This is a genomic window from Mycolicibacterium sp. XJ870 (assembly GCF_053483975.1).
The window spans coordinates 665,670-686,682 of record NZ_JBEFTI010000001.1 but is presented as its reverse complement, the minus strand read 5'-3'; the positions used below and the strand labels follow the sequence as shown (position 1 = coordinate 686,682).

20 protein-coding genes are annotated in these 21,013 nt (G+C 66.3%); 9 read left to right on the top strand and 11 right to left on the bottom strand.

Annotated elements, in window-relative coordinates; genetic code table 11:
• Positions 1 to 2: 2 nt before the first annotated feature.
• The 4 genes from ABQF30_RS03395 to ABQF30_RS03380 are packed head-to-tail and all read right to left on the bottom strand — an operon-like array spanning position 3 to position 4,206.
• Entirely contained in the window at positions 3 to 605 is a 603-nt protein-coding gene (locus tag ABQF30_RS03395; protein WP_448461080.1) for a GTP-binding protein, read from the bottom strand.
• Positions 586 to 951: a DUF742 domain-containing protein gene (locus ABQF30_RS03390; protein WP_448461078.1), complete on the bottom strand. Its 366-nt coding sequence runs from the start codon at positions 949 to 951 to the stop codon at positions 586 to 588. Before ABQF30_RS03390 ends, ABQF30_RS03395 begins: the two co-directional genes overlap by 20 nt.
• A gap of 7 nt (positions 952 to 958) precedes the next feature.
• Positions 959 to 1,366: a roadblock/LC7 domain-containing protein gene (locus ABQF30_RS03385; RefSeq protein WP_448461076.1), complete on the bottom strand. Its 408-nt coding sequence runs from the start codon at positions 1,364 to 1,366 to the stop codon at positions 959 to 961.
• Complete coding sequence (locus ABQF30_RS03380; protein ID WP_448461074.1) at positions 1,363 to 4,206, bottom strand: HAMP domain-containing sensor histidine kinase; 2,844 nt, start codon at positions 4,204 to 4,206, stop codon at positions 1,363 to 1,365. Before ABQF30_RS03380 ends, ABQF30_RS03385 begins: the two co-directional genes overlap by 4 nt.
• Positions 4,207 to 4,495: 289 nt before the next feature.
• Between ABQF30_RS03380 and ABQF30_RS03375 the strand changes: the two genes are divergently transcribed.
• Positions 4,496 to 4,960, top strand: coding sequence for a tRNA (cytidine(34)-2'-O)-methyltransferase (locus ABQF30_RS03375; RefSeq protein WP_448461072.1), 465 nt, complete (start codon positions 4,496 to 4,498; stop codon positions 4,958 to 4,960).
• A gap of 102 nt (positions 4,961 to 5,062) precedes the next feature.
• On the opposite strand, the gene ABQF30_RS03370 is transcribed toward ABQF30_RS03375, so the two are convergent.
• Both ABQF30_RS03370 and ABQF30_RS03365 read right to left on the bottom strand, forming a co-directional pair.
• On the bottom strand, positions 5,063 to 5,716 hold the full coding sequence (locus tag ABQF30_RS03370) for a nitroreductase family protein (protein WP_448461070.1): 654 nt from the start codon (positions 5,714 to 5,716) through the stop codon (positions 5,063 to 5,065).
• A gap of 151 nt (positions 5,717 to 5,867) precedes the next feature.
• Positions 5,868 to 6,440, bottom strand: coding sequence for an XRE family transcriptional regulator (locus ABQF30_RS03365; protein WP_448461068.1), 573 nt, complete (start codon positions 6,438 to 6,440; stop codon positions 5,868 to 5,870).
• Between the two features lie 264 nt (positions 6,441 to 6,704).
• On the opposite strand from ABQF30_RS03365, the gene ABQF30_RS03360 reads away from it, so the two are divergent.
• A complete protein-coding gene (locus ABQF30_RS03360; protein WP_448461067.1) occupies positions 6,705 to 7,592 on the top strand; it encodes a hypothetical protein in 888 nt (295 codons plus the stop codon).
• A 1-nt stretch (position 7,593) separates the two neighbouring features.
• On the opposite strand, the gene ABQF30_RS03355 is transcribed toward ABQF30_RS03360, so the two are convergent.
• The gene (locus ABQF30_RS03355) at positions 7,594 to 10,905 is read right to left on the bottom strand and encodes an error-prone DNA polymerase (protein ID WP_448461065.1); all 3,312 of its coding nucleotides are present in this window, start codon (positions 10,903 to 10,905) and stop codon (positions 7,594 to 7,596) included.
• Positions 10,906 to 10,976: 71 nt separating this feature from the next.
• Between ABQF30_RS03355 and ABQF30_RS03350 the strand changes: the two genes are divergently transcribed.
• The 3 genes from ABQF30_RS03350 (at position 10,977) to ABQF30_RS03340 (ending at position 12,627) form a co-directional block, all read left to right on the top strand.
• Entirely contained in the window at positions 10,977 to 11,183 is a 207-nt protein-coding gene (locus ABQF30_RS03350) for a CopG family transcriptional regulator (protein WP_448461063.1), read from the top strand.
• The gene (locus ABQF30_RS03345) at positions 11,180 to 11,560 is read left to right on the top strand and encodes a type II toxin-antitoxin system death-on-curing family toxin (protein WP_448461061.1); all 381 of its coding nucleotides are present in this window, start codon (positions 11,180 to 11,182) and stop codon (positions 11,558 to 11,560) included. The genes ABQF30_RS03350 and ABQF30_RS03345 overlap by 4 nt, the downstream gene beginning before the upstream one ends.
• Positions 11,561 to 11,634: 74 nt before the next feature.
• Complete coding sequence (locus ABQF30_RS03340) at positions 11,635 to 12,627, top strand: hypothetical protein (protein ID WP_448461059.1); 993 nt, start codon at positions 11,635 to 11,637, stop codon at positions 12,625 to 12,627.
• An 86-nt stretch (positions 12,628 to 12,713) separates the two neighbouring features.
• On the opposite strand, the gene ABQF30_RS03335 is transcribed toward ABQF30_RS03340, so the two are convergent.
• From ABQF30_RS03335 to ABQF30_RS03325, 3 genes are all read right to left on the bottom strand, one after another.
• Positions 12,714 to 14,282, bottom strand: coding sequence for an APC family permease (locus tag ABQF30_RS03335; protein ID WP_448461057.1), 1,569 nt, complete (start codon positions 14,280 to 14,282; stop codon positions 12,714 to 12,716).
• Entirely contained in the window at positions 14,279 to 15,169 is an 891-nt protein-coding gene (locus ABQF30_RS03330; protein ID WP_448461055.1) for a universal stress protein, read from the bottom strand. The genes ABQF30_RS03335 and ABQF30_RS03330 overlap by 4 nt, the downstream gene beginning before the upstream one ends.
• 81 nt (positions 15,170 to 15,250) lie before the next feature.
• Positions 15,251 to 16,117 carry a MaoC family dehydratase gene (locus ABQF30_RS03325; RefSeq protein ID WP_448461053.1) on the bottom strand — a complete coding sequence of 289 codons (867 nt, stop codon included), beginning with the start codon at positions 16,115 to 16,117 and terminating at the stop codon, positions 15,251 to 15,253.
• Between the two features lie 58 nt (positions 16,118 to 16,175).
• Here ABQF30_RS03325 and ABQF30_RS03320 point away from each other — a divergent pair, with 58 nt between their 5' ends.
• Positions 16,176 to 18,188 (top strand): SDR family oxidoreductase, encoded by a 2,013-nt coding sequence (locus ABQF30_RS03320; protein ID WP_448461051.1) that lies wholly within the window; start codon positions 16,176 to 16,178, stop codon positions 18,186 to 18,188.
• Here the strand turns inward: ABQF30_RS03320 and ABQF30_RS03315 are convergent.
• A complete protein-coding gene (locus tag ABQF30_RS03315; protein ID WP_448461049.1) occupies positions 18,148 to 18,822 on the bottom strand; it encodes a TetR/AcrR family transcriptional regulator in 675 nt (224 codons plus the stop codon). The two genes, ABQF30_RS03320 and ABQF30_RS03315, sit on opposite strands and share 41 nt — an antisense overlap.
• Before the next feature lie 51 nt (positions 18,823 to 18,873).
• Between ABQF30_RS03315 and ABQF30_RS03310 the strand changes: the two genes are divergently transcribed.
• The 3 genes from ABQF30_RS03310 to ABQF30_RS03300 are packed head-to-tail and all read left to right on the top strand — an operon-like array spanning position 18,874 to position 21,007.
• Positions 18,874 to 19,611: an SDR family NAD(P)-dependent oxidoreductase gene (locus tag ABQF30_RS03310; RefSeq protein WP_448461047.1), complete on the top strand. Its 738-nt coding sequence runs from the start codon at positions 18,874 to 18,876 to the stop codon at positions 19,609 to 19,611.
• Between the two features lie 18 nt (positions 19,612 to 19,629).
• Complete coding sequence (locus tag ABQF30_RS03305; protein ID WP_448461045.1) at positions 19,630 to 19,947, top strand: DMT family transporter; 318 nt, start codon at positions 19,630 to 19,632, stop codon at positions 19,945 to 19,947.
• Positions 19,948 to 19,975: 28 nt separating this feature from the next.
• On the top strand, positions 19,976 to 21,007 hold the full coding sequence (locus ABQF30_RS03300) for a nucleoside hydrolase (protein WP_448463405.1): 1,032 nt from the start codon (positions 19,976 to 19,978) through the stop codon (positions 21,005 to 21,007).
• The last annotated feature ends 6 nt before the right edge of the window (positions 21,008 to 21,013 follow it).

The window sequence follows — 21,013 nt, the reverse complement described above, 5'->3', positions numbered from 1 at the left end:
CCTCAGCCGGGAAGCGCGGTCAGCGTGTTGAGCGAATACTCGGTGACCGCGATCAGCGCCGCTTTCGCCGAATTGCGGTCCCTGGCGTCGACGGTGACCACCGGGATGTGCTCCGGCAGGGCCAGGGCCTTACGCACCGCCTGAGTGGGATGTTTTGGGGCGCCGTCGAACTCGTTGACCGCGACGATGAAGGGAAGTTTGCGGGCCTCGAAGAAGTCGACGGCGGCGAAGCTGTCCTGCAACCGTCGCACGTCGACCAGGATGATCGCGCCGATCGCGCCACGCACCAGGTCGTCCCACATGAACCAGAACCGGCGCTGCCCGGGGGTGCCGAACAGGTAGAGCACCAGCTCCTCGTCCAGAGTGATCCGGCCGAAGTCCATCGCAACCGTGGTGGTGCGTTTGTCCGGGGTCCCGTCGAGCGGGTCGACGCCTTCGGAGACGTTGGTAACCAACGCTTCCGTCCGCAACGGCATGATCTCCGAAACCGCACCCACGAACGTCGTCTTGCCTGCGCCGAAGCCGCCGGATATCACGATCTTCGTCGAGGTTGAGCGCTTACGCGAAGACCGGTCCGAGCTCCTTTCAGAGTGCTCGTAGGCCACGCAGGGTCCTTCCTATCAGTTCGCGGCGTTCATCGAAGGTCGCCGAATCGTCCAAGGTGGTATGCACCCGTAGGTAACCCTGCGTCACCAAGTCCCCGATCAGCACTCGCGCCACGCCGAGCGGTAAGGACAAATGTGCGGCAATCTCTGCCACCGACGGGCTGTCGGTGCATAACTCTACGATCTGACCACGCACATCGCGTCCCGGCCAGCGTGGTTCGCCCGGCGTGTCGAGCGTTTCCACCGGCGCTTCCAGCGGAAGGTGGATGCGAGAGTCCGTGCGACCTGCCGTCAGCGTGTACGGCCGCACCAAACTCGGTCGATCGGCGGGTTCCGGTTCGTCCATCGGTTACTCACGAAGGCTGCGGGGTACGCCGCGACGACTGCACCACGGCGCCGACGCGTTCCACCAGGATGGCCATCTCGTAGCCGATCTGCCCGATGTCGCAGGAGCGGCCGGCCAGTGTCGCGAGGTTGGACCCGTCACCGACCCGCATCAACAGCAGGTAGCCGTTCTCCATCTCGACCACGGACTGCATCACGTGGCCGCCGTCGAACAGCTGGGCGGCCCCGGTCGCGAGGCTGGCCAGCCCCGAAGCGACCGCGGCGAGTTGATCGGCCTGCTCGATCGGCATCCGTTCACTGGCGGCCATCAGCAGACCGTCGGCCGAAACCAGCACCGCGTGGGATACCCCGGACACCTCGCCGGCGAATTTGGACACGAGCCAGTCCAGGGAATCGCGCTGCGTCGGACGGGTCATTCGTTATCGGTTCCTCTGGTCTCTCGGGCGTGCGATCGTCCGGCGTGCACGCCGCCGAAATGGTTGCTGATGCTCGCACGGACGGCCTCAGGATCGCGCGGCTTGAAAGCCGCGAACATGCCGCTGTCTGGTTCGTCCGCCGATGCTACCGTCTCGGCGCCATTGTCGTTTCGGTGCGCTCCGCCGTTGCGGTGACGGCCGTTGACCTCGGGTTCGACGCCCGCGGCGGCCGCTACGCCGCCCGGCACCAACCGGGCGCCGGGCGTACGCATCGGCAGGCCCTCCTCGGTGTGCTGCTCGACGGGCGCATCCTGCGCTGCCGCCGCCACGGTCCAGCCCTTCTCCCACACGGTCTGCCAGTCGAGGTCAGCGCTGCGCACATGCGTGGTCGGATCGATCGCGAACTCCGAGAGCATCGACTGGTAGATGGAGTCGCCGTCGCCTGCACTTGCCGAGGCCGCGGCCTCCTGCCCGAACTCGGCCGGCTCAGCGGGCTCTGACTCGACGGGCGGATGTATGCCGTTGCCTGTGGCCTGTACGCGCGAGGCGAAGAACGACGCCGTATTGGTGGGCACCCCGTTGGTGGGCGCTCCGTTGGTGGGCACTCCGTTGGTGGGCACGGGACCTTCGTCGGCGGCCTGTTCGACGGGCCACTGCTGCGGCCACTCGGTCACCGGCTCCGCGGGTTCGTCGGCCTGCTCCTCGACGGGCGGTTCCGACTCCGGGGCGAGTGTGCCGGGCATTTCCGAAATCCCGCTGGCACCCGGATTGCGCTGAGGCAGCAGGTCGAACGGCAGGTCGGCATGGCCGTTGAGGCGGTACTCCCCAGGTTCGCCCGCGCCTACGCCGGAGGGCACGGCGTCCAGTGACAGGGCAGCCGCGATCCCGGCGTGGGCGTCGACGGGCGTGCCGTAAGGACGATCGCCAGTCGGGGCTCCCGCCGTCGCGAGCAACTCGGCCGGCACGTAGACCCCGGCGGTCGTACCCGAACCAGGCTCGTCGGGGACGGTGCTGCGAAGCCGCACCACCAGACCGTGCTGGGTGGCCAGCCGGCCCACGACGAACAGGCCCATGTGCCGGGCGGTGTACGGGTTGACCTCACCGCCGGACTGCAGGCGCAGGTTGGCGACCCGCAGATCCGAGTCGGTCATGCCCAGGCCGACGTCGCTGACCTCGATGACCAGCCCGCCGGTGCCCGCGTGCACGGCCGACACCCGTACCTGCGAGATCGGCGGCGAGTAGCGCAGCGCGTTGTCGAGCAGTTCGGCCAGCAGGTGAATGAGGTCACCGGCGACCGAGCCGACGATCTCGGTGTCCACGATGGTCGCGGACACCACACGGGTGTAGTCCTCGACTTCGGACGCCGCGGCATTCACAATCGTCGCGATCGGGACCGGTTCGCCATGTTCGCGCGCCAGTTTGGAACCCGACAACACCAACAGGTTGGCGCCGTTGCGTCGCATCCGGGCGGCCAGGTGGTCGAGCCGGAACAGGCTGTCCAGCCGCTCCGGGTCGTCCTCGTTGCGTTCCAACTGGTCGATGAGGGTCAACTGCTGGTCGACGAGGGATCGGCTGCGCCGCGACAGCGTCTCGAACATGTCTGACACCTGCAGCTGCAGCTGGGCCTGCTCACCGGCAAGGAAAACGGCCTGCTGGTGCAGTTCGTCGACAGCATGCGCGACCTGACCGACCTCCTCGGTGGTGTGCACCGGCAGCGGGGTGATCGGCCCGGGCTCCCCGCCGGAGCGGACACGTTCGATCTCGGTGGCCAGGTCCTCGTGGGCCACCTTGAGCGCGCCGTCGCGGAGCGTGCGCAACGGGCGCACCAGCGAGCCGGCCACGAGCAGGACGATCACCAGTGCGCTGATGACCGCCGCCGCAACGAGCACCGCGTCGCGGATGGCGTCGTTGCGTGCGTCGGCGGCTTCGGCTTCGACCGCGGCCGGGATGGCCGTGGTGGTGTCGGCGATGATCTGTTCGGCGATCGTGTTGGTCTTCTGCAGCGATGCCAGCAGTTCCGGATTGCCGACAAGCGGAATACCGGGATTGGACATCATGGCCATCCGCTTGACCATCTCGCCGCGCAGCGTGGCCGCCTCCTCCGAGGCGCCGCCCAGCAGTTTGGTCAGTGCCGCGACCGTCGACGGCTCGGTACCGGCCATCGTGATCATGGATGTGCGCAGCACCGGTTCGGGTTCCTCGGCGCCCCGGTTGACCATCATCTGCTGGATCGCCATCTGCCCGCGGGCGCCGACCGCCCGGGCCAGCGCATCAACCTGGGCCTGTACCTCCTGCTCGTCGCTGTGCGCCGAACCCCCGATCGCCGCCTCGGCGGTCAGCAGCAGCGGTCCGTAAGTGAGGATGCGCTGCCGCAGATCGAGGGCGTTCGACATCACCGCGTCGACGAGTTCCTGCCCCTTGCCGAGCAGATCGCCGACCGAATGGCTGACATCCTCGACGACGTCGGTGGAATCGAGCCGTTGCTGCAAATCGGATTTGCGCGAACCGAACGTGGCCATCGCGGCCTGGCCGTCCCCACCCTCGGTCGCCGCGATCAACACACCTTCCATCGCGGCCATGTAGTCGTTGATGTCGGGGATCAATTCGGCGCGGTCAGCGGCCAGCTGAAGGCTGTTGGCATCGATCGAGCTGGAGTAGATCCGCAATCCGCCGAACGTCGCAGCGAGAATCAGCGGCACCAAAACGATCGCGAACACTTTTTGTCGAACGGGCCAATTGGCGGGCGACCAGCGAGGCGGGCGCTTGATCGGCGCCGAGGGTGCCGGGGTGAAGTCGACAAGGGTGCCATCTGCCTGTTTCAGCTGGCTGAAGGCAGTCATCGGCGCCCAACCGTGCTATCGGCGGCGCGGCCGCATTTCAGTACTGGGGCGTGATTCATAGGACTTCCTGCTGTTTCCGCCCACGCTTGGGCGGGCGTCAAACGCCTGGCAATTGCACGAGTATGACAGCCAGCCGCGAGCGTTTCCACAATTCTTACTGAACAGACAGAGTTCGTGACCGAGCCGTAGCGCAGTCGTGTGGTAATCGAGCAAACAACGCTCTGATCGCTGATTCGGTACCGGCATTCACCGCGGGGCACCGCCGCCCGGCCGCCGTACGATCACGTCGATGTTTCGGCTGATGTTCTACTCACCGCGGATCGCACCCAATACCGGAAATGCGATCAGGATGGTCGCGGCCACCGGCTGCGAACTGCATCTGGTGCAGCCGCTGGGATTCGATCTGTCCGAACCGAAGTTGCGGCGCGCGGGGCTGGATTACCACGACCTGGCCTCGGTGACCGTGCACGACGATCTGCCGGCCGCGTGGCGCGCGTTGATGCCGGCGCGCGTGTACGCCTTCACCGCGCACGCGTCGACGCCGTTCGCAGATGTCGCCTACCAGCCCGGCGATGTGTTGATGTTCGGCCCGGAACCCACCGGGCTGGACGACGCGACGCTGGCCGATCCGCACATCACCGCCCGGGTGCGGATCCCGATGCTGGCGGGCCGGCGGTCATTGAATCTGTCCAACGCGGCCGCCGTCGCCGCCTACGAGGCATGGCGCCAGCACGGGTTCAGCGGCGCCGTCTAGTCCCGTCTAGTCCCGTCTAGTTACGACGCGAGTGCGGGCCCGGCGTGGGGCCAGCGTGAAAATTGAGGCGGAATCTCAGAGTGGCCTCACACTCGCGTCGGCTCACCAGGTGTCCCAGTGCGCGAACTGCTCGGCAGGCAGCCGCTTGGCCTTCTTGAAATCGGTGCCCTTCGTGTAGGCGATCGGGAACAACCCGGCCTGCGCGTACTGATCGAACGGGATGCCGAGTACCTCGGCGGCCTGCTTCTCGCCGTCACCGAGCAGATGCAACGTCGTCCACGCCGATCCCAGGCCACGTGACCGCAGCGCCAACATGAGGCTCCACACCGCAGGCAGCAGTGACCCCCAGTAGGACGCACTCATACCGGCCGGCGCACCGTCCGGGCGGCCCTCCAGGCACGGCACCAACAGCACCGGTGCCTTCTCGAAGTTCTCGTTGAGGTATTTGGCAGAGCTCATGACGGAATCCATCTGCCCGTCACGGATGTCGCCGCGCTGCGGCTTCGGCAGATCCAGATACGGGTTGGCGTTGGTCCGGTAGATGTCGGCCAGCGCCTTCTTCTTTGCCGGGTCTTCGACGAAAACCCATTGCCAGCCTTGGGCATTCGAGCCCGTCGGCGCCTGTAAAGCCAGGTCGAGGCATTCCATCAGCACCTCGCGTGGCACCGGCTTCTCGAAGTCGAGTCGTTTGCGCACCGAGCGGGTGGTGGTCAGGAGTTCGTCAACGGACAAGTTCGGCTTCGCTTCGGCTGTCATGTCGCGAGACTAGCGCGACCGTCGACAACACCGACAGACGGCTGCCATCCGATTTGCTGGGCAGTCCCGAAAAACGATGCGCCGCAGCGCAACCCAGCAAACTACATGCTGTGGCGCGCCGCGGCGAAACCGCTAGAAGGTGGGGTGCCGGTCAGCTGGCGTTCTCGGCAAGCAGTGCGTCGTCCCAGCCGTTGAGGTGCGACTCAGCGGAATGTCCGAAGTCGACGAGGGCTGCGACGTCGTGGGGGCCATGGTCAGAACCCGGCAACCCCCCGAGAGCCGCGATGGCATCCCTGATCTTCGCCGCCTCGGCGTCGGTCGGCGTTGCGCCGGCCTCCAGTTCGTCGAGCAGACCGTTGCGAAGCCCGGCACCGTTGGCCACTTCCTGCGCGGACAGCTTGGCGTGGACCCGCGTGACGTAGATCTGCTGTCCCAGCGTCGAACCCGGCGCGGTGGCGGCATGAGCCATCAGCGAGTCGTAGCGTTGCCGAACTCCGCTGAGCGCCACGATCACCGAGGGCGAAGGACGGGTGGTGCTCGCAGCTTCGGTCAGCGCGGTGCGCAACTTGCGCAGCCCCGAGAGAACGACGTCGGCGCGTTTGTGGAACTTCTTGTCCTCAGGGAAGGGCAGCGCGTCGATCGCGGCGGAGTACATGTGCATCGCCGCCTCGGACAGACTGACGATGACCGACGAATCAGCTTCCAGCGACGCGTTCTGTCCCATGGGCCCTCAATTCTCCTGGCGATCAAATCCATTGGCGCTCAGCTTTCGCAGAGCACGGGATGACATTAGCGGGTCAAGCTCGCCCCGTCATCGGTAGGGGCGATTGAAAGATTCCGGCGAACCTGACCGGTGGAACGATCACACCACCGTAGCCCTAATCTGAACGCGGCACGGTGGCAGGCTTGGTCGATGGGAGGTCAGATGACCGGACTAACTGAATCGACGCGCACTGAATCGACAAGGGCCCCCGGATCTTCGGAACAGATGAGCGATTGGACCCAGCCGATACCGGTGACGGCGCCTGACGCCCGCGAACCCTCGCGTCGGCAGAGTCCGGTCGAGGGCAGGACTTCAATCGGATGGTTGGTCTGCGGCGTCGTCGGCAGCATGGCCATCGCGTGGTTCATTTTCCTGAGCCCTGGCGAACTCGGAAACAAGTCGGAATGGTTTTTCGGCGCGGTCGTGTTCGTCGTCGTGATGGTGACGATGTGGCAGACCCTCACCATCGGTCGCCAAGCCAGACAGGACGCCGCCGAGGCGGCCGAGCGCCTGCGCAAGGAGCTCGCAGCCGCCGACGAGCGCTCCGCACTCGAACTCGCCCTGACCCAGAAGTGGCACCGGGCCCAGATGGAATCTCAACAGAAACTGCACCGCGCCGAGCTGGCAGCACAACAAGAGTTGGCCCGCATCGAACGCGGCCACCTTCTCGAGCAACTGCAGAAGCAGGCGATGATCGAGGTGTCACGCAGCGTGGGAGCTCACACGCGGATGCTGGCAACGCTGTGGAGCGAGGGCGCCAGGAGCCTGCACATCGACGACCGCGACGAGCGGGAGAAGGCGATGAACGCGATCTTCGGGCAGATCAGTCACGTCGTCAACGATGTTTCGGTGGAGCTCGACAACGCCCACCTGCTCAGCCAGGACGATCGACTGCACCATGCGCTCGATCGGATCAACGAGGCCGTCCTGATGGCGATCCAGGTGGCGCAGGAACTGCACGCCGACGTGATCGACGGGCGCGCACCCGAGTCGAATCCGATCCCGGCGGTCCAGCGCCTGCTTCAGGAGAGGTCGGCCGAAGCTCGGCGGCTCGCCTGGTCTTTGCTGCGGACCGGGCTGGACGACAGCGAGGTTCGCGCCGACGAGCCCTGATTCACCGGAAATCGCGGGACCGGGAACCGACCTTGAGGTGGACGGGCCCCATCCGGTCGGCGATGACGGTGACGGCGCCGGTGGCGTTCTGCACGATGCCCCGGACGATCAGCGCCGGCGCCGTCTGGGCCAACTTGCGGTGCCTGGCCCACACTCCCGGTGCGCACAACACGTTGACCATGCCGGTTTCATCCTCCAGGTTCAGGAACGTCACGCCCTGCGCGGTCGCCGGCCGCTGTCGGTGAGTTACCGCCCCGGCGACCAGGATTCGGGTTCCGTCGACGATCTCCAACAGCTTCTCCGCGGGCACGACGCCCAACGCGTCGAGGTCCGCGCGCAGATACTGGGTGGGATAGCTGTCCGGCGAGATACCGGTGGCCCAGACGTCGGAGGCGGACAGCTCCAACGGGCTCATCCCGGGCAACGCAGGGATGTGTGAGGACGACCCCACTCCCGGCAGTCGGTCCGGTCGTTGAGTGGCGGCCGCACCCGCCGCCCACAACGCCTCGCGACGACTGATCCCGAAACAGCCGAGTGCGCCCGCGGTGGCCAGCGCCTCGGTCTGCGGCACGCTCAACTGCACGCGACCTGTCAGATCGAGCAGAGTTGCGAACGGTCCGTTGGCATCCCGTTCGTCGACCAGGCGCTGCGCCAAGTCATCACCGATATGGCGGACACTGCCCAACCCCAGCCGCACGTCCATGCCCCGGTTTTCGAGAGTGGCGTAGGAGAGGCTGGCGTTGACATCTGGGCCGTGCACCGCCACCCCGTGCCGCCGCGCGTCGGCGACCAGTGACTGCGGTGAGTAGAACCCCATCGGCTGGGCTCGCAGCAGTGCCGCGCAGAACGCCGCCGGATGGTGCAGCTTGAACCACGACGAGTAGAACACCAGGGATGCGAAGCTCAGTGAATGACTTTCCGGGAAACCGAAATTCGCGAAGGCTTCCAGTTTCTCGTAGATCCGGTCGGCCACCTCGCCGGTGATGCCGTGTAGTTCGGCCATGCCCTCGTAGAACCGGCTGCGCAGCCGTCGCATCTTCTCGGTGGAGCGCTTCGAACCCATCGCACGCCTCAGTTGGTCGGCCTCGGCCGCGGTGAAACCCGCGCAGTCGACCGCGAGTTGCATGAGTTGTTCCTGAAAGAGCGGCACGCCGAGGGTCTTTCTCAGTGCCGGTTCCATCGACGGGTGCTCGTAGGTGACGGGTTCCAATTCGTTGCGGCGCTTGATGTAGGGGTGCACCGAGCCACCCTGGATCGGCCCGGGCCGGATCAGCGCCACCTCGACCACCAGGTCGTAGAACACGCGGGGTTTCAGCCGCGGCAGGGTGGCCATCTGCGCGCGGGACTCCACCTGGAACACCCCGACCGAATCGGCTTTCTGCAGCATCTCGTACACCGCCGGTTCGGACAGGTCCAGTTTGGCCAGATCGACCTCGAGGCCCTTGTGCTCGGCCAGCAGGTCGATGGCGTAGTGCAGCGCCGAGAGCATGCCGAGGCCGAGCAGGTCGAACTTCACCAAACCGATTGCCGCACAGTCATCTTTGTCCCACTGCAACACGCTGCGGTTCGCCATGCGGGCCCACTCCACCGGGCACACGTCGGCAATCGGGCGGTCGCAGATGACCATGCCGCCGGAGTGGATCCCCATGTGGCGGGGCAGGTTTGAGATCTGGGTGGCCAGGTCGATCACCGGTTCCGGAATGTCCTCGACATCCGGTGAGTCGGCGAGGCCGTTCCACCGGCTGATCTGTTTACTCCAGGCATCCTGCTGCCCCTGCGAGAACCCGAGGGCGCGGGCCATGTCGCGCACGGCGCTGCGGCCGCGGTAGGTGATGACGTTGGCGACCTGTGCCGCGTAGTCCCGGCCATAGCGTTCGTAGACATACTGGATGACGTTCTCGCGCAAGTCCGATTCGATGTCGATGTCGATGTCGGGTGGGCCGTCGCGGGCCGGTGACAGAAACCGCTCGAACAGCAACTCGTTGGCGACCGGGTCGACGTTGGTGACCTTCAGCGCGTAGCAGACCGCCGAGTTGGCCGCCGATCCCCTACCCTGGCACAGGATGTCGTTGTCCCGGCAGAACCGGGTGATGTCGTGCACCACCAGGAAGTAGCCCGGGAAGTTCAGCTGCTCAATGATTTTCAACTCGTGCTCGATCTGGGCGTATGCCTTCGGCGCATCCTGAGCCAGTCCATAGCGTTCGCGAGCACCCGTCATGACCAGGTGTCGCAGCCAGCTTCCCTCGGAGTGCCCGGCGGGGACGTCGAACGGTGGCAGCTGCGGGGCGATGAGCGCCAGCCCGAACGCGCACTGTTCACCGAGATCTGCTGCGGATTCGACGATTTCCGGGCCGAACAGCTGCGCCATCTCCTCCCCTGAGCGCAGATGGGCCCCACCGAGCGGGGCCAGCCACCCCGCCGCGGCATCCATCGAGTTTCTGGCCCGGATCGCGGCCATGGCCATGGCCAGCCGCCCCCGCTCGGGTGCCGCGAAGTGTGCACCGGTGGTGGCGACGACGCCGATGCCGAACTTCGGGGCGAGTTCGGCCAGCACGGCGTTACGTTCGTCGTCACAGGGTTGGCCGTGGTGGGTGAGTTCGACGCTGACCCGGTCGGCACCGAACCGGTCCACCAGATCCGCGAGCGCTTTCTCGGCGGCGTCCGGACCCCCTTGGGAAAGCGCCTGGCGGACATGGCCTTTACGGCATCCGGTGAGGATGTGCCAATGCCCGCCGGCGGCCTCGGTCAGACCGTCGAAGTCGTAGCGGGGTTTGCCCTTCTCACCCCCGGCCAGGTGCGCTTTGGCGATTTCCCGGGAAAGCCGCCGGTACCCTTCCGCCCCGCGGGCCAGCACCAGCAGATGCGGGCCGGGCGGATCAGGATCCTCGGTGCGCGGGACATTCCCCAGCGACAGCTCAGCCCCGAACACCGTGGCCACATCGAGCTCCCTGGCCGCCTCGGCGAACCGCACCACGCCGTAGAGCCCGTCATGGTCAGTCAGCGCGATGGCCCGCAGGTCCAGCCGGGCAGCCTCCTCGACCAGCTCCTCCGGTGTGCTCGCCCCGTCGAGGAAGCTGTACGCCGAGTGTGCATGCAGTTCGGCATACCGGACCGACGCGGCCGGCCGGGTGACGTCGACCGGCTCGTAAGCGCCACGCTTACGCGACCAGGCCGGACTGTCCCCGCCGTCTCCGGCCTGTTCCAGCGGTAGGCCGGAGCGGCGCGGCTTGCCGCCTTCGGCGGGCCGAGACAACCGACCTGAGAGCACCCGCTCCATCTCGGTCCAGCTCGGCGGCCCGTTGTGCCAACCCATCGCCCCAGTGTATCGAACAATTGTTCGATACGATGTGAGAGTTGGTGGTATCAATCAGGTATCATGCCGTCATGGGAATGACGCTGCGCACCAGTGATGAGCAGACCGAAGCGCTGCGCCGGCAGGCCGCCGCCGAGGGACGGTCCATGCAGGCCGTCGCACTGTCAGCCATTGATGAATACATCGAACGCCGAACGCACAAGGCCAAACTTGCCGCGGCGCTGCAGCGTGTGGTGCGCGAGGAGGCCGGCGTCCTCGAACGCCTCAAGGACGCATGACCGAGTATCTGGATCTCGAAGACCTGCTCGAGGTGGCTCGCGCCGCTGTCGGTGAGGACGTCGCGGTCGGCGATTACGGCTTGCTTGAATCGGCCCTGGCGCGTCCCCGCGCATCGGTATTCGGCGAGGACGCCTACGCCGATCTACACCTCAAAGCCGCCGCGTTGTTCCACTCCCTGGCGCGCAACCACGCGTTGGTCGACGGGAACAAGCGCATGGCATGGACTGCCAGTCGAACCTTCCTTGCCATCAACGGTCAAGGGATCAGTGCCCCCGAGGACGACCGCTTCGAGTTCGTCATCCGGGTCGCGACCGGCGCGCTGTCCCATCTCGACAAGATTGCCGAGCAACTACGCACCTGGAGCGTGCCGAACTAGACCTCTCACACTGCCGAAACCACGACGACCCCCTACGATGCCTCTGGGCTGGGGATCGGTGTGAAAGGACGGCAATGGCGTCAACGAAGTACGTCGGTTATGTCGGTGGTGTGGCGGTGGCTGTGGGTGTCGGAGCGGCGATCGCCGCGGCCGGCCAGGGCACTGCGCACGCTGACACGACAGACGGCGGTTCGGCCGCAAAGGACTCCACCAGCACCAGCGCAGGCGGCGCAGGGGTGAATGCCGGTCCGAAGCGTGGCGAAACCAAGACCAAGCCCGACCGGGCCAAGCCGCGGTCGAAGGTGAACGACGGCGTCGAGAAAGTCGGCGAGAAAGTCGCCGCGCACGTCACCAAGACCGCTTCCACGGTGTCCAAGTCGATTACCGACTCGCTGGCCAAGCCGAAGACGAAGCCGGTGGCGGTCAAGCCGGCCAAGCCCACCGCCGAGGAGTTCGAGGCCAAACAGGTCGCGCGACTCAAGGACCTGTTCACGCCGAAGCAGGCGGCAGCACCCAAGCCTGACGACAGTGCGCTGGAGGACAAGCCTGCGAGCAAGGCGGCGCCCGCCCCGGCGGTGACGACAGCCGTTCAGACACAAGCGGATACGATCGAAGACTCACCGGCGTGGAACCCCAATCCCTGGCGGCCGGACGATCCGACGCCCACTGACTTTCCCGACGCGATCATGGATCTGCGTCAGGCGTTGATGGACGCATCACCTGATCAGTTCGATCCCTTCGTCCGCGAAGCCACCGAGCAGATCTACCGGGGCAGCCAGATGGTGCCGTGGGTCAACGCGGTGATCCCGATCGGCAAGATCCTGCCGAGCCTGGCGGAGGCTATCCCGGACACTCCCGAAGCCAGGGATGCCCGGCAGACCATCATCAATGAGCTGATCAAGACCTTGCCGATCACGTCGTTCGCGTACTACGGCTACGACATCGTCGCCGACGTGATCAATATGGAAGATCCGGCCGCCACGCTCAAACACGAGGCTGTCGCGACCGTGTGGGACCTTCTCGACCCGCTCGAGCTGGCCCACAACAAGGGCGAGTCGGGCATCTAAACGTTGCCGAGACCGACGCAATGGTCGCTGAACCTCAGGCGATCGGCCATTGCGTCGGTCTGGGCGTACTAGTCAAAGCCAAGCGCTCACTCCACCAACGACGGAGTGTCACGCCGCAGCGTCTCGCCCCGGAAGAACTCGGGACTGCGTGACCGCCAGATCAGCATGAGCACGGCCCCGAGCAGCAGAATGCCGAAGCCCATGAAGAACACCAGCCCGATGCCGCCGATCGAGGCACCGCTGCCGTTCTCCGGGTTCATGCTCTCGCCGATCGAGATCACGAACACCGCCGCCAGGATGAGGCCGCCGATCAACGGGAACAGGAACTTGAACACCACGTTGTGCGCGTTGGCGAACAACTCCCGACGGAAGTACCACACGCACGCGAACGCCGTGATTCCGTAGTACCAGCAGATCATGATGCCAAGGGCGGCAATGGTATCCAGCAGTGCGCTCTCCGAGAGCAGGCTGACCACGGTGTAGAACACGCCGGTGACCACACCGGCGGTGACGGTCGCGAAGCTCGGCACCAGATAGCGCGGGCTGACTTCGGCGAAGCGTGCCGGGAAGGCCCGGTAGGCGCCCATCGCGAGCATCGCCCGCGCGGCAGGCAGGAAGGTGGTCTGCAGGCTGGCCACCGACGAGGCGAAGATCGCCAGGAACAGCAGGGGCCCGGCCCACGTCCCCAGCACCGGGTCGGCCAGCGCCGCAAACACGTTGTCGGCGTTGTCCGGATTGCCCAGCCCGAGGTCGGCCTCGCCGACACCGGCGTACATCATCACCGCGACGGCGATCAGCAGGTAGGTCGCGAGGATCGACAACACGCACAGCAACCCGGCCCGGCCGGGCACCTTGGTCGGATCTTTCGACTCCTCCCCCAGCGTGAGGCAGGTGTCCCAGCCCCAGAACGCGAAGATCGAACCGGTCACCCCGACCACGAACGCGCTCACCGCCAGTCCGGTGAACGGGTTGAACCAGTCCAGGTCGAACGACAACCCGGCCGGCGCGTCGCCCTGGCCGACACGCACGAAGGCCATGATCGCGAACGCGACGAGCACCACCATCTGGAAACCGACCAGCACGTACTGCACCCGCTCGCTGGTGGTGATGCCACGACTGGCGATCGCCGTGGCGATCGCCAGGAACACCAGGGTGGTGATGATGTTGATGGCCTTGTTGCCGGCGAGATCGGCGAACGACGGATTGTTGGTGATCCGGCCGATGAACAGGTAGAAGAACTCCACCGCGATCGCGGCCAGGTTCGACAACACGATGATCGAGGCTGCCACCATGCCCCAACCACACATCCAACCGGCGTACGGCCCGAATGCCTTGGTAGACCACGTGAATGACGCACCGCAGTCCGGGGCTCGCGAATTCAGTTCCCGATAGGCATAGGCGGTCAAGAACATCGGGATGAACCCTGCGATGAAGATCGCGGGCATCTTCAGACCGACCGCGGCAACGATCAGGCCGATGCTCGCCGTCAGCGTGTAGCCGGGGGCCACACATGAGATGCCCAGGATCGCACCCGAGAAGGTGCCGACCTTGCCCGCGGCGAGTCCCTTGCCGACCAGCCCGGTGGATTCCTCGACGATCTCCAGCTTGCGATGCGCGGCCGATTCAGAGCCCGATTCAGAGCCCGATTCAGTCATGGGTGTTCCTCGCCGTCCGTCGGCTCATCTCTGGGCACCACCACCATCGGCACGTCCAACACCCGCAGCATCTTCGCTGCGGTCGACCCGAGGAAGATCCGTTTCGGGGCGCTCAGCCGGCTCGAACCGACCATGATGACGTCACCGTCGTGCCACTCCAGCTTGTTCACCGCTGCCTCGACGGTCGAACCGTTCACGATGGTCGAGATCACCGGGAATCCTTCCGGCAGCGCGCTTTTAGCCGACTCCAGGGTTTCCCTGGCATGGCGCAGCGCACGTTCTCGCACCGCGTCCTCGTCGGATCTCAGAGAACCGAACAGCGGGTCGAGCGCCACAAGGGACACCAGCCGCAATGGTGTTCCTGCCGCCTTGCTAGCCCGTACTGCGGTGTCCAGCAACAGTTCCGAGCCCTTGCGTTCACCGATTGCGCAGGTGACCTCCCGCACCCGTTCGATGCCGGACATCCGGGCTCCCCGCGGCGCCACGGCCACCGGCAGCGGCGAGGAGTGCAGCAGTTCGTTGACCACTGACCCCAGCGAAAAGCTGCCTGCGAGCCCACCGCCGGAACCGCCCACCACGATGGCCTGCGCCCCGAGCCGGACCGCGTCGCGGATCAGGCCGTCGGTGAAGGATTCATCGAAGCTGAGATGACCATGCGCGACAACGTCATCGGGTACGGTGGCCAGCGCCTCGTCCAGCCAACCCTTGGCCTGTTCGGCGAGTACGTCCTCGTATCCCCCCTTGGGAACCAAACCCGGCAGCCTGGTGTCGGGTGGCAGCACGATACAGATCTCCACCTCGGCCCCCAGCGTCCTGGCGAACCGGACTGCGAGGGCCAGCGCGTCAGCGCCGCCGGGGGTGGCGAGGTACCCAACGGCCAACTTCATCTGTCACCACCAATCTCGCACGTCAGCCGTGCGACCCAGTGGAACTGATCCTGTCAACCCGCACCCATGCTTAGCAGCGCTTCAGTGAAATTCGGCGGCGCCGTCCTCAAGAACCAGCCGGGCACCCGAACCGTCCGGGTTCGCCGCTTCGGTCCGGAACACTGCCCGGCCTGGTTCAGTACGCCAGATCGAGGTTGTCAGCGTCTCGCCCGGGAACACCGGCGAGGTGAACCGCGACGCCATCGCATGGACCTTCGTCGCGTCCCCGCCGCCGAGCTCGGCGACCAGGGCTCGCCCTGCGACGCCGTAGGTGCACAGGCCATGCAGGATCGGCTTGGGGAACCCGGCGAGATTCTTGGCGAACCAGGGGTCGCTGTGTAGCGGGTTGCGGTCTCCGGACAGTCGGTAGATCAGCGCCTGGTCCTCACGGGTGGGCAGGGCCACCCGAGCGTCGGGTTCCCGGTCGGGAATCTCCGGCGCAGCAGGTCGTTGCCCGGGTTGACCCCCGAAGCCGCCCTCGCCGCGGATCACCGCTGTGGCAAGCGCTTCGGCGATGACGTCACCGGTGTCCGTATCGGTGCCGGTGCCCTTGAACACCACGACCGCGTTCTTGCCTTCGCCCTTGTCCTGGATGTCGGCAACCTCGGAGACCACCGTCATCTTCCCGGCCGGCGGCAGCGGCTTGAACACCCGGATCTCCTGCGAGCCGTGCAGCAGCATGCCGAAGTTGAACGTCCCGATCTTGAGCGCCGCGGCGAACGGGGAACACGCGATCACCGCGTACGTCGGTAGCACCTGCTGCTCGATTTCGTGACTGTTCTCGGTGGTGAACGCCAAGTCGTCGGTACCGGCGCCGACCCCCACCGCGTACAGCAGGGTGTCCCGGTCGGTCCATTCGAACTGAAGCGGATCGGTTTTCTCACCAACAGCGTTCGGATTGATGGGCATGCGTCGGACCCTAGCCGCTCGGTTGACGTTTGCCTGATATGGGGCCAACATGTGTCGCATGCGCTATGTCGTTACCGGCGGTACCGGGTTTATTGGCCGCCGTGTGGTGTCCCGGATTCTGGCCCGAGACGAGGGTGCCGAGGTCTGGATCTTGGTCCGTCGCCAATCGCTGACGCGCTTCGAGCAGTTGGCACCGGACTGGGGCGATCGAGTGAAACCGCTGGTCGGCGACCTCACGGCAGCCGATCTCGGCCTCACCGACGCTGACATCGCCCAACTCGGAGACGTCGCCCACGTGGTGCATTGCGCGGCGATCTACGACATAACCGTCGCCGAAGATCAGCAGCGGGCCGCCAACGTGGAGGGCACCCGTGCGGTGATCGAACTGACCCGCCGCCTGGATGCGACGTTGCACCACCTGTCATCGATCGCGGTGGCCGGTAGCTACCGCGGCGTGTTCACCGAGGAAGATTTCGACGTCGCCCAGGACCTGCCGACGCCGTACCACCAGACCAAGTTCGAGGCCGAGATGCTCGTGCGGTCGACACCGGGGCTGCGCTACCGCGTGTACCGGCCCGCAGTGGTGGTCGGCGACTCCCGCACCGGCGAGATGGACAAGGTCGACGGCCCGTATTACTTCTTCGGGATTCTGTCCCGGCTCGCAGGACTTCCCAAGTCCACCCCGATGATGTTGCCGGACACCGGTCGCACCAACATCGTCCCGGTGGACTATGTCGTCGACGCGTTGGTCCACCTGATGCATGCCGACGGGCGTGACGGCCAGACGTTCCACCTGACCGCACCGAAAACCATTGGACTGCGCGGGATCTACCGCGGGGTCGCCGAGACGGCCGGGCTGCCGGCGTTGCGGGGATCGCTGCCGGGGGCGGTGGCGGCACCGGTGGTACGGGCCCGCGGACAGGTCCGGGCGCTGCGCAACATGGTGGCCACCCAGCTGGGGATACCCGGCGAGGTTCTCGACGTCGTCGACCTGATGCCGACGTTCACCGCGGACAACACCGCCGAGGCGCTGCGCGGCACTGGGATCGAGGTGCCCGAATTCGCCTCGTACGCACCGAAACTCTGGCAGTACTGGGCCCAGCACCTCGACCCGGACCGGGCCCGGCGCGACGATCCGGCCGGTCCACTGGTCGGCAAGCACGTCATCATCACCGGCGCTTCCAGCGGCATCGGCCGCGCCTCGGCGATCGCCGTGGCCGAACGCGGCGGATGCGTTTTCGCGTTGGCCCGCAATGCCGAGGCGCTCGATGACCTGATCACCGAGATCCGCGCGGACGGCGGGCAGGCCTACGCATTCACCTGCGACGTCACCGATTCCGCGTCGGTCGAACACACCGTCAAGGACATCCTCGGCCGGTTCGGCCACGTCGACTACCTGGTGAACAACGCAGGGCGGTCGATCCGCCGGTCGGTGATGAACTCGACCGACCGGCTGCACGATTACGAACGGGTGATGGCGGTCAACTACTTCGGGGCAGTGCGCATGGTCCTGGCGCTGCTGCCGCATTGGCGCGAACGTCGGTTCGGCCACGTGGTCAATGTGTCCAGCGCCGGGGTGCAGGCCAACAGCCCGAAGTACAGCTCATACCTGCCCAGCAAGGCGGCGCTGGACGCGTTCTCCGATGTGGTGTCGACCGAAACCCTCTCGGATCACATCACATTCACCAACATCCATATGCCGCTGGTGAAGACACCGATGATCGCCCCGTCACGCAAACTCAACCCGGTGCCGCCGATTTCTGCGGAGCACGCCGCGGCCATGGTGGTGCGAGGGCTGGTGGAGAAGCCCGTCCGCATCGACACCCCGCTGGGCACGTTGGCCGATTTCGGCAACTACCTGACGCCCAAGCTGTCGCGGCGCGTCCTGCATCAGCTGTACCTGGGCTACCCGGATTCGGCTGCCGCGCGTGGGCTGACGCCGTCGGAGCACGCCACGCCGGCACGCCGCCCGCACCGGCCTGCCCGCACCGGTCAATCGCTGCGGCTGCCGCGGGCCGTGGCCCGTCCGGTCAAGCGCGCCGTGCGGTTGGTCCCCGGCGTGCACTGGTAGCAGCATTCCCGACAGCTTGCCCAACAGCGTTGTCCCAGACTGACATTGCCAGATCCACCGTGGCATCCATGTCGGCATGCGAAATGCCGTCCCTGGCCTGGATCGACAACCCGTAGAGCACCGTGATCATGAACGACGCCAGCCGCTGCGCGTCCAGGTCTGCCGGTAGTTCGCCATCGGCCATTCCCGCGCGGATCCGGCCGAGCAGCCGCGCGCGGTCCTCGTTGCGGCAACTCTTGAGCAGGTCGCGCATCACCTCGGTCTCGGCCGAGTAAGCGATCCCGGCGAGCACGATCATGCAGCCGGGCGGGGTGGCGGGGTCGCCGAAATCGCGCACGTTGTCGCGCAGCATGGCCTCGACCGCGTCGCGAACCGGGCCGGGGCGCTGTATGGCCATGGTCGTCGGCGAGCGGTCCGGGGCGTTGTAGTACGCGACCGCCTCACGGAACAGGTCTTCCTTGGAGCCGAACGTGGCGTACAGGCTCGGGGCGTTGAGACCCATGGCCGTGGTCAAGTCGCTCACCCGGGTGCCCTCGTACCCCCGTTCCCAGAACACGTCGATCGCCGCCTGCAACGCGGTGTCCCGGTCGAACGCGCGTGGTCGGCCGCGACGGGCAGGGGGTTGACGAGACATACGAAGAGTCTATATTTGTAGTGTTCGTTACAAAATTGATTGGAGCCAGGTATGTCGCTGAGGTCGAAATCCGCATTGATCACCGGAGGCAGCCGCGGAATCGGCGCGGCGATCGCCCGGCGTCTGGCAGCAGAGGGCGCCGACGTCGCGATCACCTACCACTCCTCTCCGGAGCGGGCGGCGGCAGTGGTCGACGCGATCACCGCGACGGGAGCGAAAGCTATTGCGCTGCACGTGGACAGCGGTGCGCCCGACGCGGCGCGACAGGCCGTCGACGCCGTCCTCGAGGCGTTCGGCCGGCTGGACATCCTGGTGAACAACGCCGGGGTGTTTCCCAACGGTCCACTCGAAGAGGTCAGCCTCGCCGACATCGACCAGGCCATCAATCTGCACATCCGGGCGCCGTTCCTGTTCAGCCAGGCCGCCGCGGCCGTGATGGGTGAAGGCGGCCGGATCATCACGATCGGCAGCAACCTGGCCGATCACACGCCGTTTCCCGGGATCACGCTGTACTCGGCCACCAAGGCAGCGACGGCCGGGCTGGCGCGCGGATTGGCCCGCGATCTCGGACCGCGAGGTATCACCGCGAACGTGGTGCATCCGGGCAACACCGACACTGAGATGAACCCTGCCGACAGCGCTGACGCCGCCGCCGACATGCCCAACATTCCGCTGGGCCGCTTCGCCCACGCCGACGAGATCGCCGCAGCCGTCGCCTATCTCGCCGGGCCGGACGCGCAGTACGTGAACGGCACAACCCTGACCATCGACGGCGGCTACAACGCCTGATCCCCGAGGAGACAACGGATGTCGTGGCTGCTGCTGGTCTTCGCCGGCGTGCTGGAGATCGTCTGGGCCCTGGCGATCAAAGAATCGGACGGCTTCACCCGACTGTGGCCGAGCGTGGTGTGCGTAGTCGCAGCGGTGGCCAGCTTCGTACTGCTGGCGCTTGTGGTCAAACAGCTGCCGGTGGGCACCGCGTACGCGATATGGGCCGGCATCGGAGCCGTCGGGGTGGCCATTGCAGGCGTGGTGCTGTTCCACGATGCGCTGACGCCGCTGCGGATGACGTTCATCGCGCTGATCGTGGTGGGCCTTGTCGGCCTGCGCTTTGTTGAGCAGTGACGCCGCCGGCTCTATCGTTGGCGGCGTGATGCCCGTATTCGCCGACGTCGACACCGGCGTCGACGACGCCATGGCCCTCGCATATCTGTTCGCCAGCCCCGAGGCAGAGCTTGTGGGCATCGCGTCGACAGCGGGAAACATTGGGGTGGACGAGGTTTGCCGTAACAACCTTGGTCTGCTGGACCTGTGCGGGATCACCGGCGTGCCGGTGTCCAAGGGCGCAGCACAACCCTTGAAGGCCCCGCTACGCACCGCCGAGGACACCCACGGCCCGGAAGGCCTCGGCTATGCGCGGCTGCCGGCCGGCGACCAGCCGCTCACCACGCACGATGCCGCCGAGGCCTGGGTGCGGGCAGCCCGCGCGTATCCCGGTGAGCTGATCGGGTTGGCCACCGGACCGCTGACCAACCTGGCATTGGCCATGCGCGCCGAACCCGGCCTGCCCAAACTGCTACGCCGGCTGGTGATCATGGGCGGCGCGTTCGACTACCGGGGCAACACCACACCGGTCTCCGAATGGAACATCAGCGTCGATCCGGAATCCGCCGCAGAGGTTTTCGGCGGCTGGGATGCCGCGTGGGGGCTCGACGACCCGGGGCACGTACCGATCGTGCTTGGCCTCAACCTCACCGAGTACATCGCGATGACGCCTGCGCTGCTGAACCGGCTCGCGGCGGCGGCCGATGCGCCATCGGCGGCGATGAGTGTGCTCGATGAACGGGGCACCCGATCCACCGCGGACAACCCGTTGATCCGCGTGCTCGAAGATGCGATGCGGTTCTACTTCGAGTTCCACTTCGACACCGGTGACGGATATCTCGCACACCTGCACGATCCGCTGGCAGCCGCGGTGGCACTCGACCCCGACCTGGTGCGGTGCCGGGAAACCACCGTCGACGTCGAACTGACCGGCGCCCTGACGCGCGGTATGACTGTGGCCGACTGGCGCGGCCACTGGGGCCGCCGTCCCAACGCACTCGTCGGTGTCGACGTGGACCCGGCAGTGTTCTTCGATCGGTTCATCGACCGGGTGGGGACGTTCGCGAAGCGGCTGACCTAGCGGACC

Excerpts from the sequence above, each read along its gene's own strand:
- ABQF30_RS03390 (WP_448461078.1), bottom strand. The coding sequence starts at position 951 with ATGGACGAACCGGAACCCGCCGATCGACCGAGTTTGGTGCGGCCGTAC.
- ABQF30_RS03385 (WP_448461076.1), bottom strand. The coding sequence starts at position 1,366 with ATGACCCGTCCGACGCAGCGCGATTCCCTGGACTGGCTCGTGTCCAAA.
- ABQF30_RS03380 (WP_448461074.1), bottom strand. The coding sequence starts at position 4,206 with ATGACTGCCTTCAGCCAGCTGAAACAGGCAGATGGCACCCTTGTCGAC.
- ABQF30_RS03375 (WP_448461072.1), top strand. The coding sequence starts at position 4,496 with ATGTTTCGGCTGATGTTCTACTCACCGCGGATCGCACCCAATACCGGA.
- ABQF30_RS03370 (WP_448461070.1), bottom strand. The coding sequence starts at position 5,716 with ATGACAGCCGAAGCGAAGCCGAACTTGTCCGTTGACGAACTCCTGACC.
- ABQF30_RS03365 (WP_448461068.1), bottom strand. The coding sequence starts at position 6,440 with ATGGGACAGAACGCGTCGCTGGAAGCTGATTCGTCGGTCATCGTCAGT.
- ABQF30_RS03360 (WP_448461067.1), top strand. The coding sequence starts at position 6,705 with ATGAGCGATTGGACCCAGCCGATACCGGTGACGGCGCCTGACGCCCGC.
- ABQF30_RS03355 (WP_448461065.1), bottom strand. The coding sequence starts at position 10,905 with ATGGGTTGGCACAACGGGCCGCCGAGCTGGACCGAGATGGAGCGGGTG.
- ABQF30_RS03350 (WP_448461063.1), top strand. The coding sequence starts at position 10,977 with ATGGGAATGACGCTGCGCACCAGTGATGAGCAGACCGAAGCGCTGCGC.
- ABQF30_RS03345 (WP_448461061.1), top strand. The coding sequence starts at position 11,180 with ATGACCGAGTATCTGGATCTCGAAGACCTGCTCGAGGTGGCTCGCGCC.
- ABQF30_RS03340 (WP_448461059.1), top strand. The coding sequence starts at position 11,635 with ATGGCGTCAACGAAGTACGTCGGTTATGTCGGTGGTGTGGCGGTGGCT.
- ABQF30_RS03335 (WP_448461057.1), bottom strand. The coding sequence starts at position 14,282 with ATGACTGAATCGGGCTCTGAATCGGGCTCTGAATCGGCCGCGCATCGC.
- ABQF30_RS03330 (WP_448461055.1), bottom strand. The coding sequence starts at position 15,169 with ATGAAGTTGGCCGTTGGGTACCTCGCCACCCCCGGCGGCGCTGACGCG.
- ABQF30_RS03325 (WP_448461053.1), bottom strand. The coding sequence starts at position 16,117 with ATGCCCATCAATCCGAACGCTGTTGGTGAGAAAACCGATCCGCTTCAG.
- ABQF30_RS03320 (WP_448461051.1), top strand. The coding sequence starts at position 16,176 with ATGCGCTATGTCGTTACCGGCGGTACCGGGTTTATTGGCCGCCGTGTG.
- ABQF30_RS03315 (WP_448461049.1), bottom strand. The coding sequence starts at position 18,822 with ATGTCTCGTCAACCCCCTGCCCGTCGCGGCCGACCACGCGCGTTCGAC.
- ABQF30_RS03310 (WP_448461047.1), top strand. The coding sequence starts at position 18,874 with ATGTCGCTGAGGTCGAAATCCGCATTGATCACCGGAGGCAGCCGCGGA.
- ABQF30_RS03305 (WP_448461045.1), top strand. The coding sequence starts at position 19,630 with ATGTCGTGGCTGCTGCTGGTCTTCGCCGGCGTGCTGGAGATCGTCTGG.
- ABQF30_RS03300 (WP_448463405.1), top strand. The coding sequence starts at position 19,976 with ATGCCCGTATTCGCCGACGTCGACACCGGCGTCGACGACGCCATGGCC.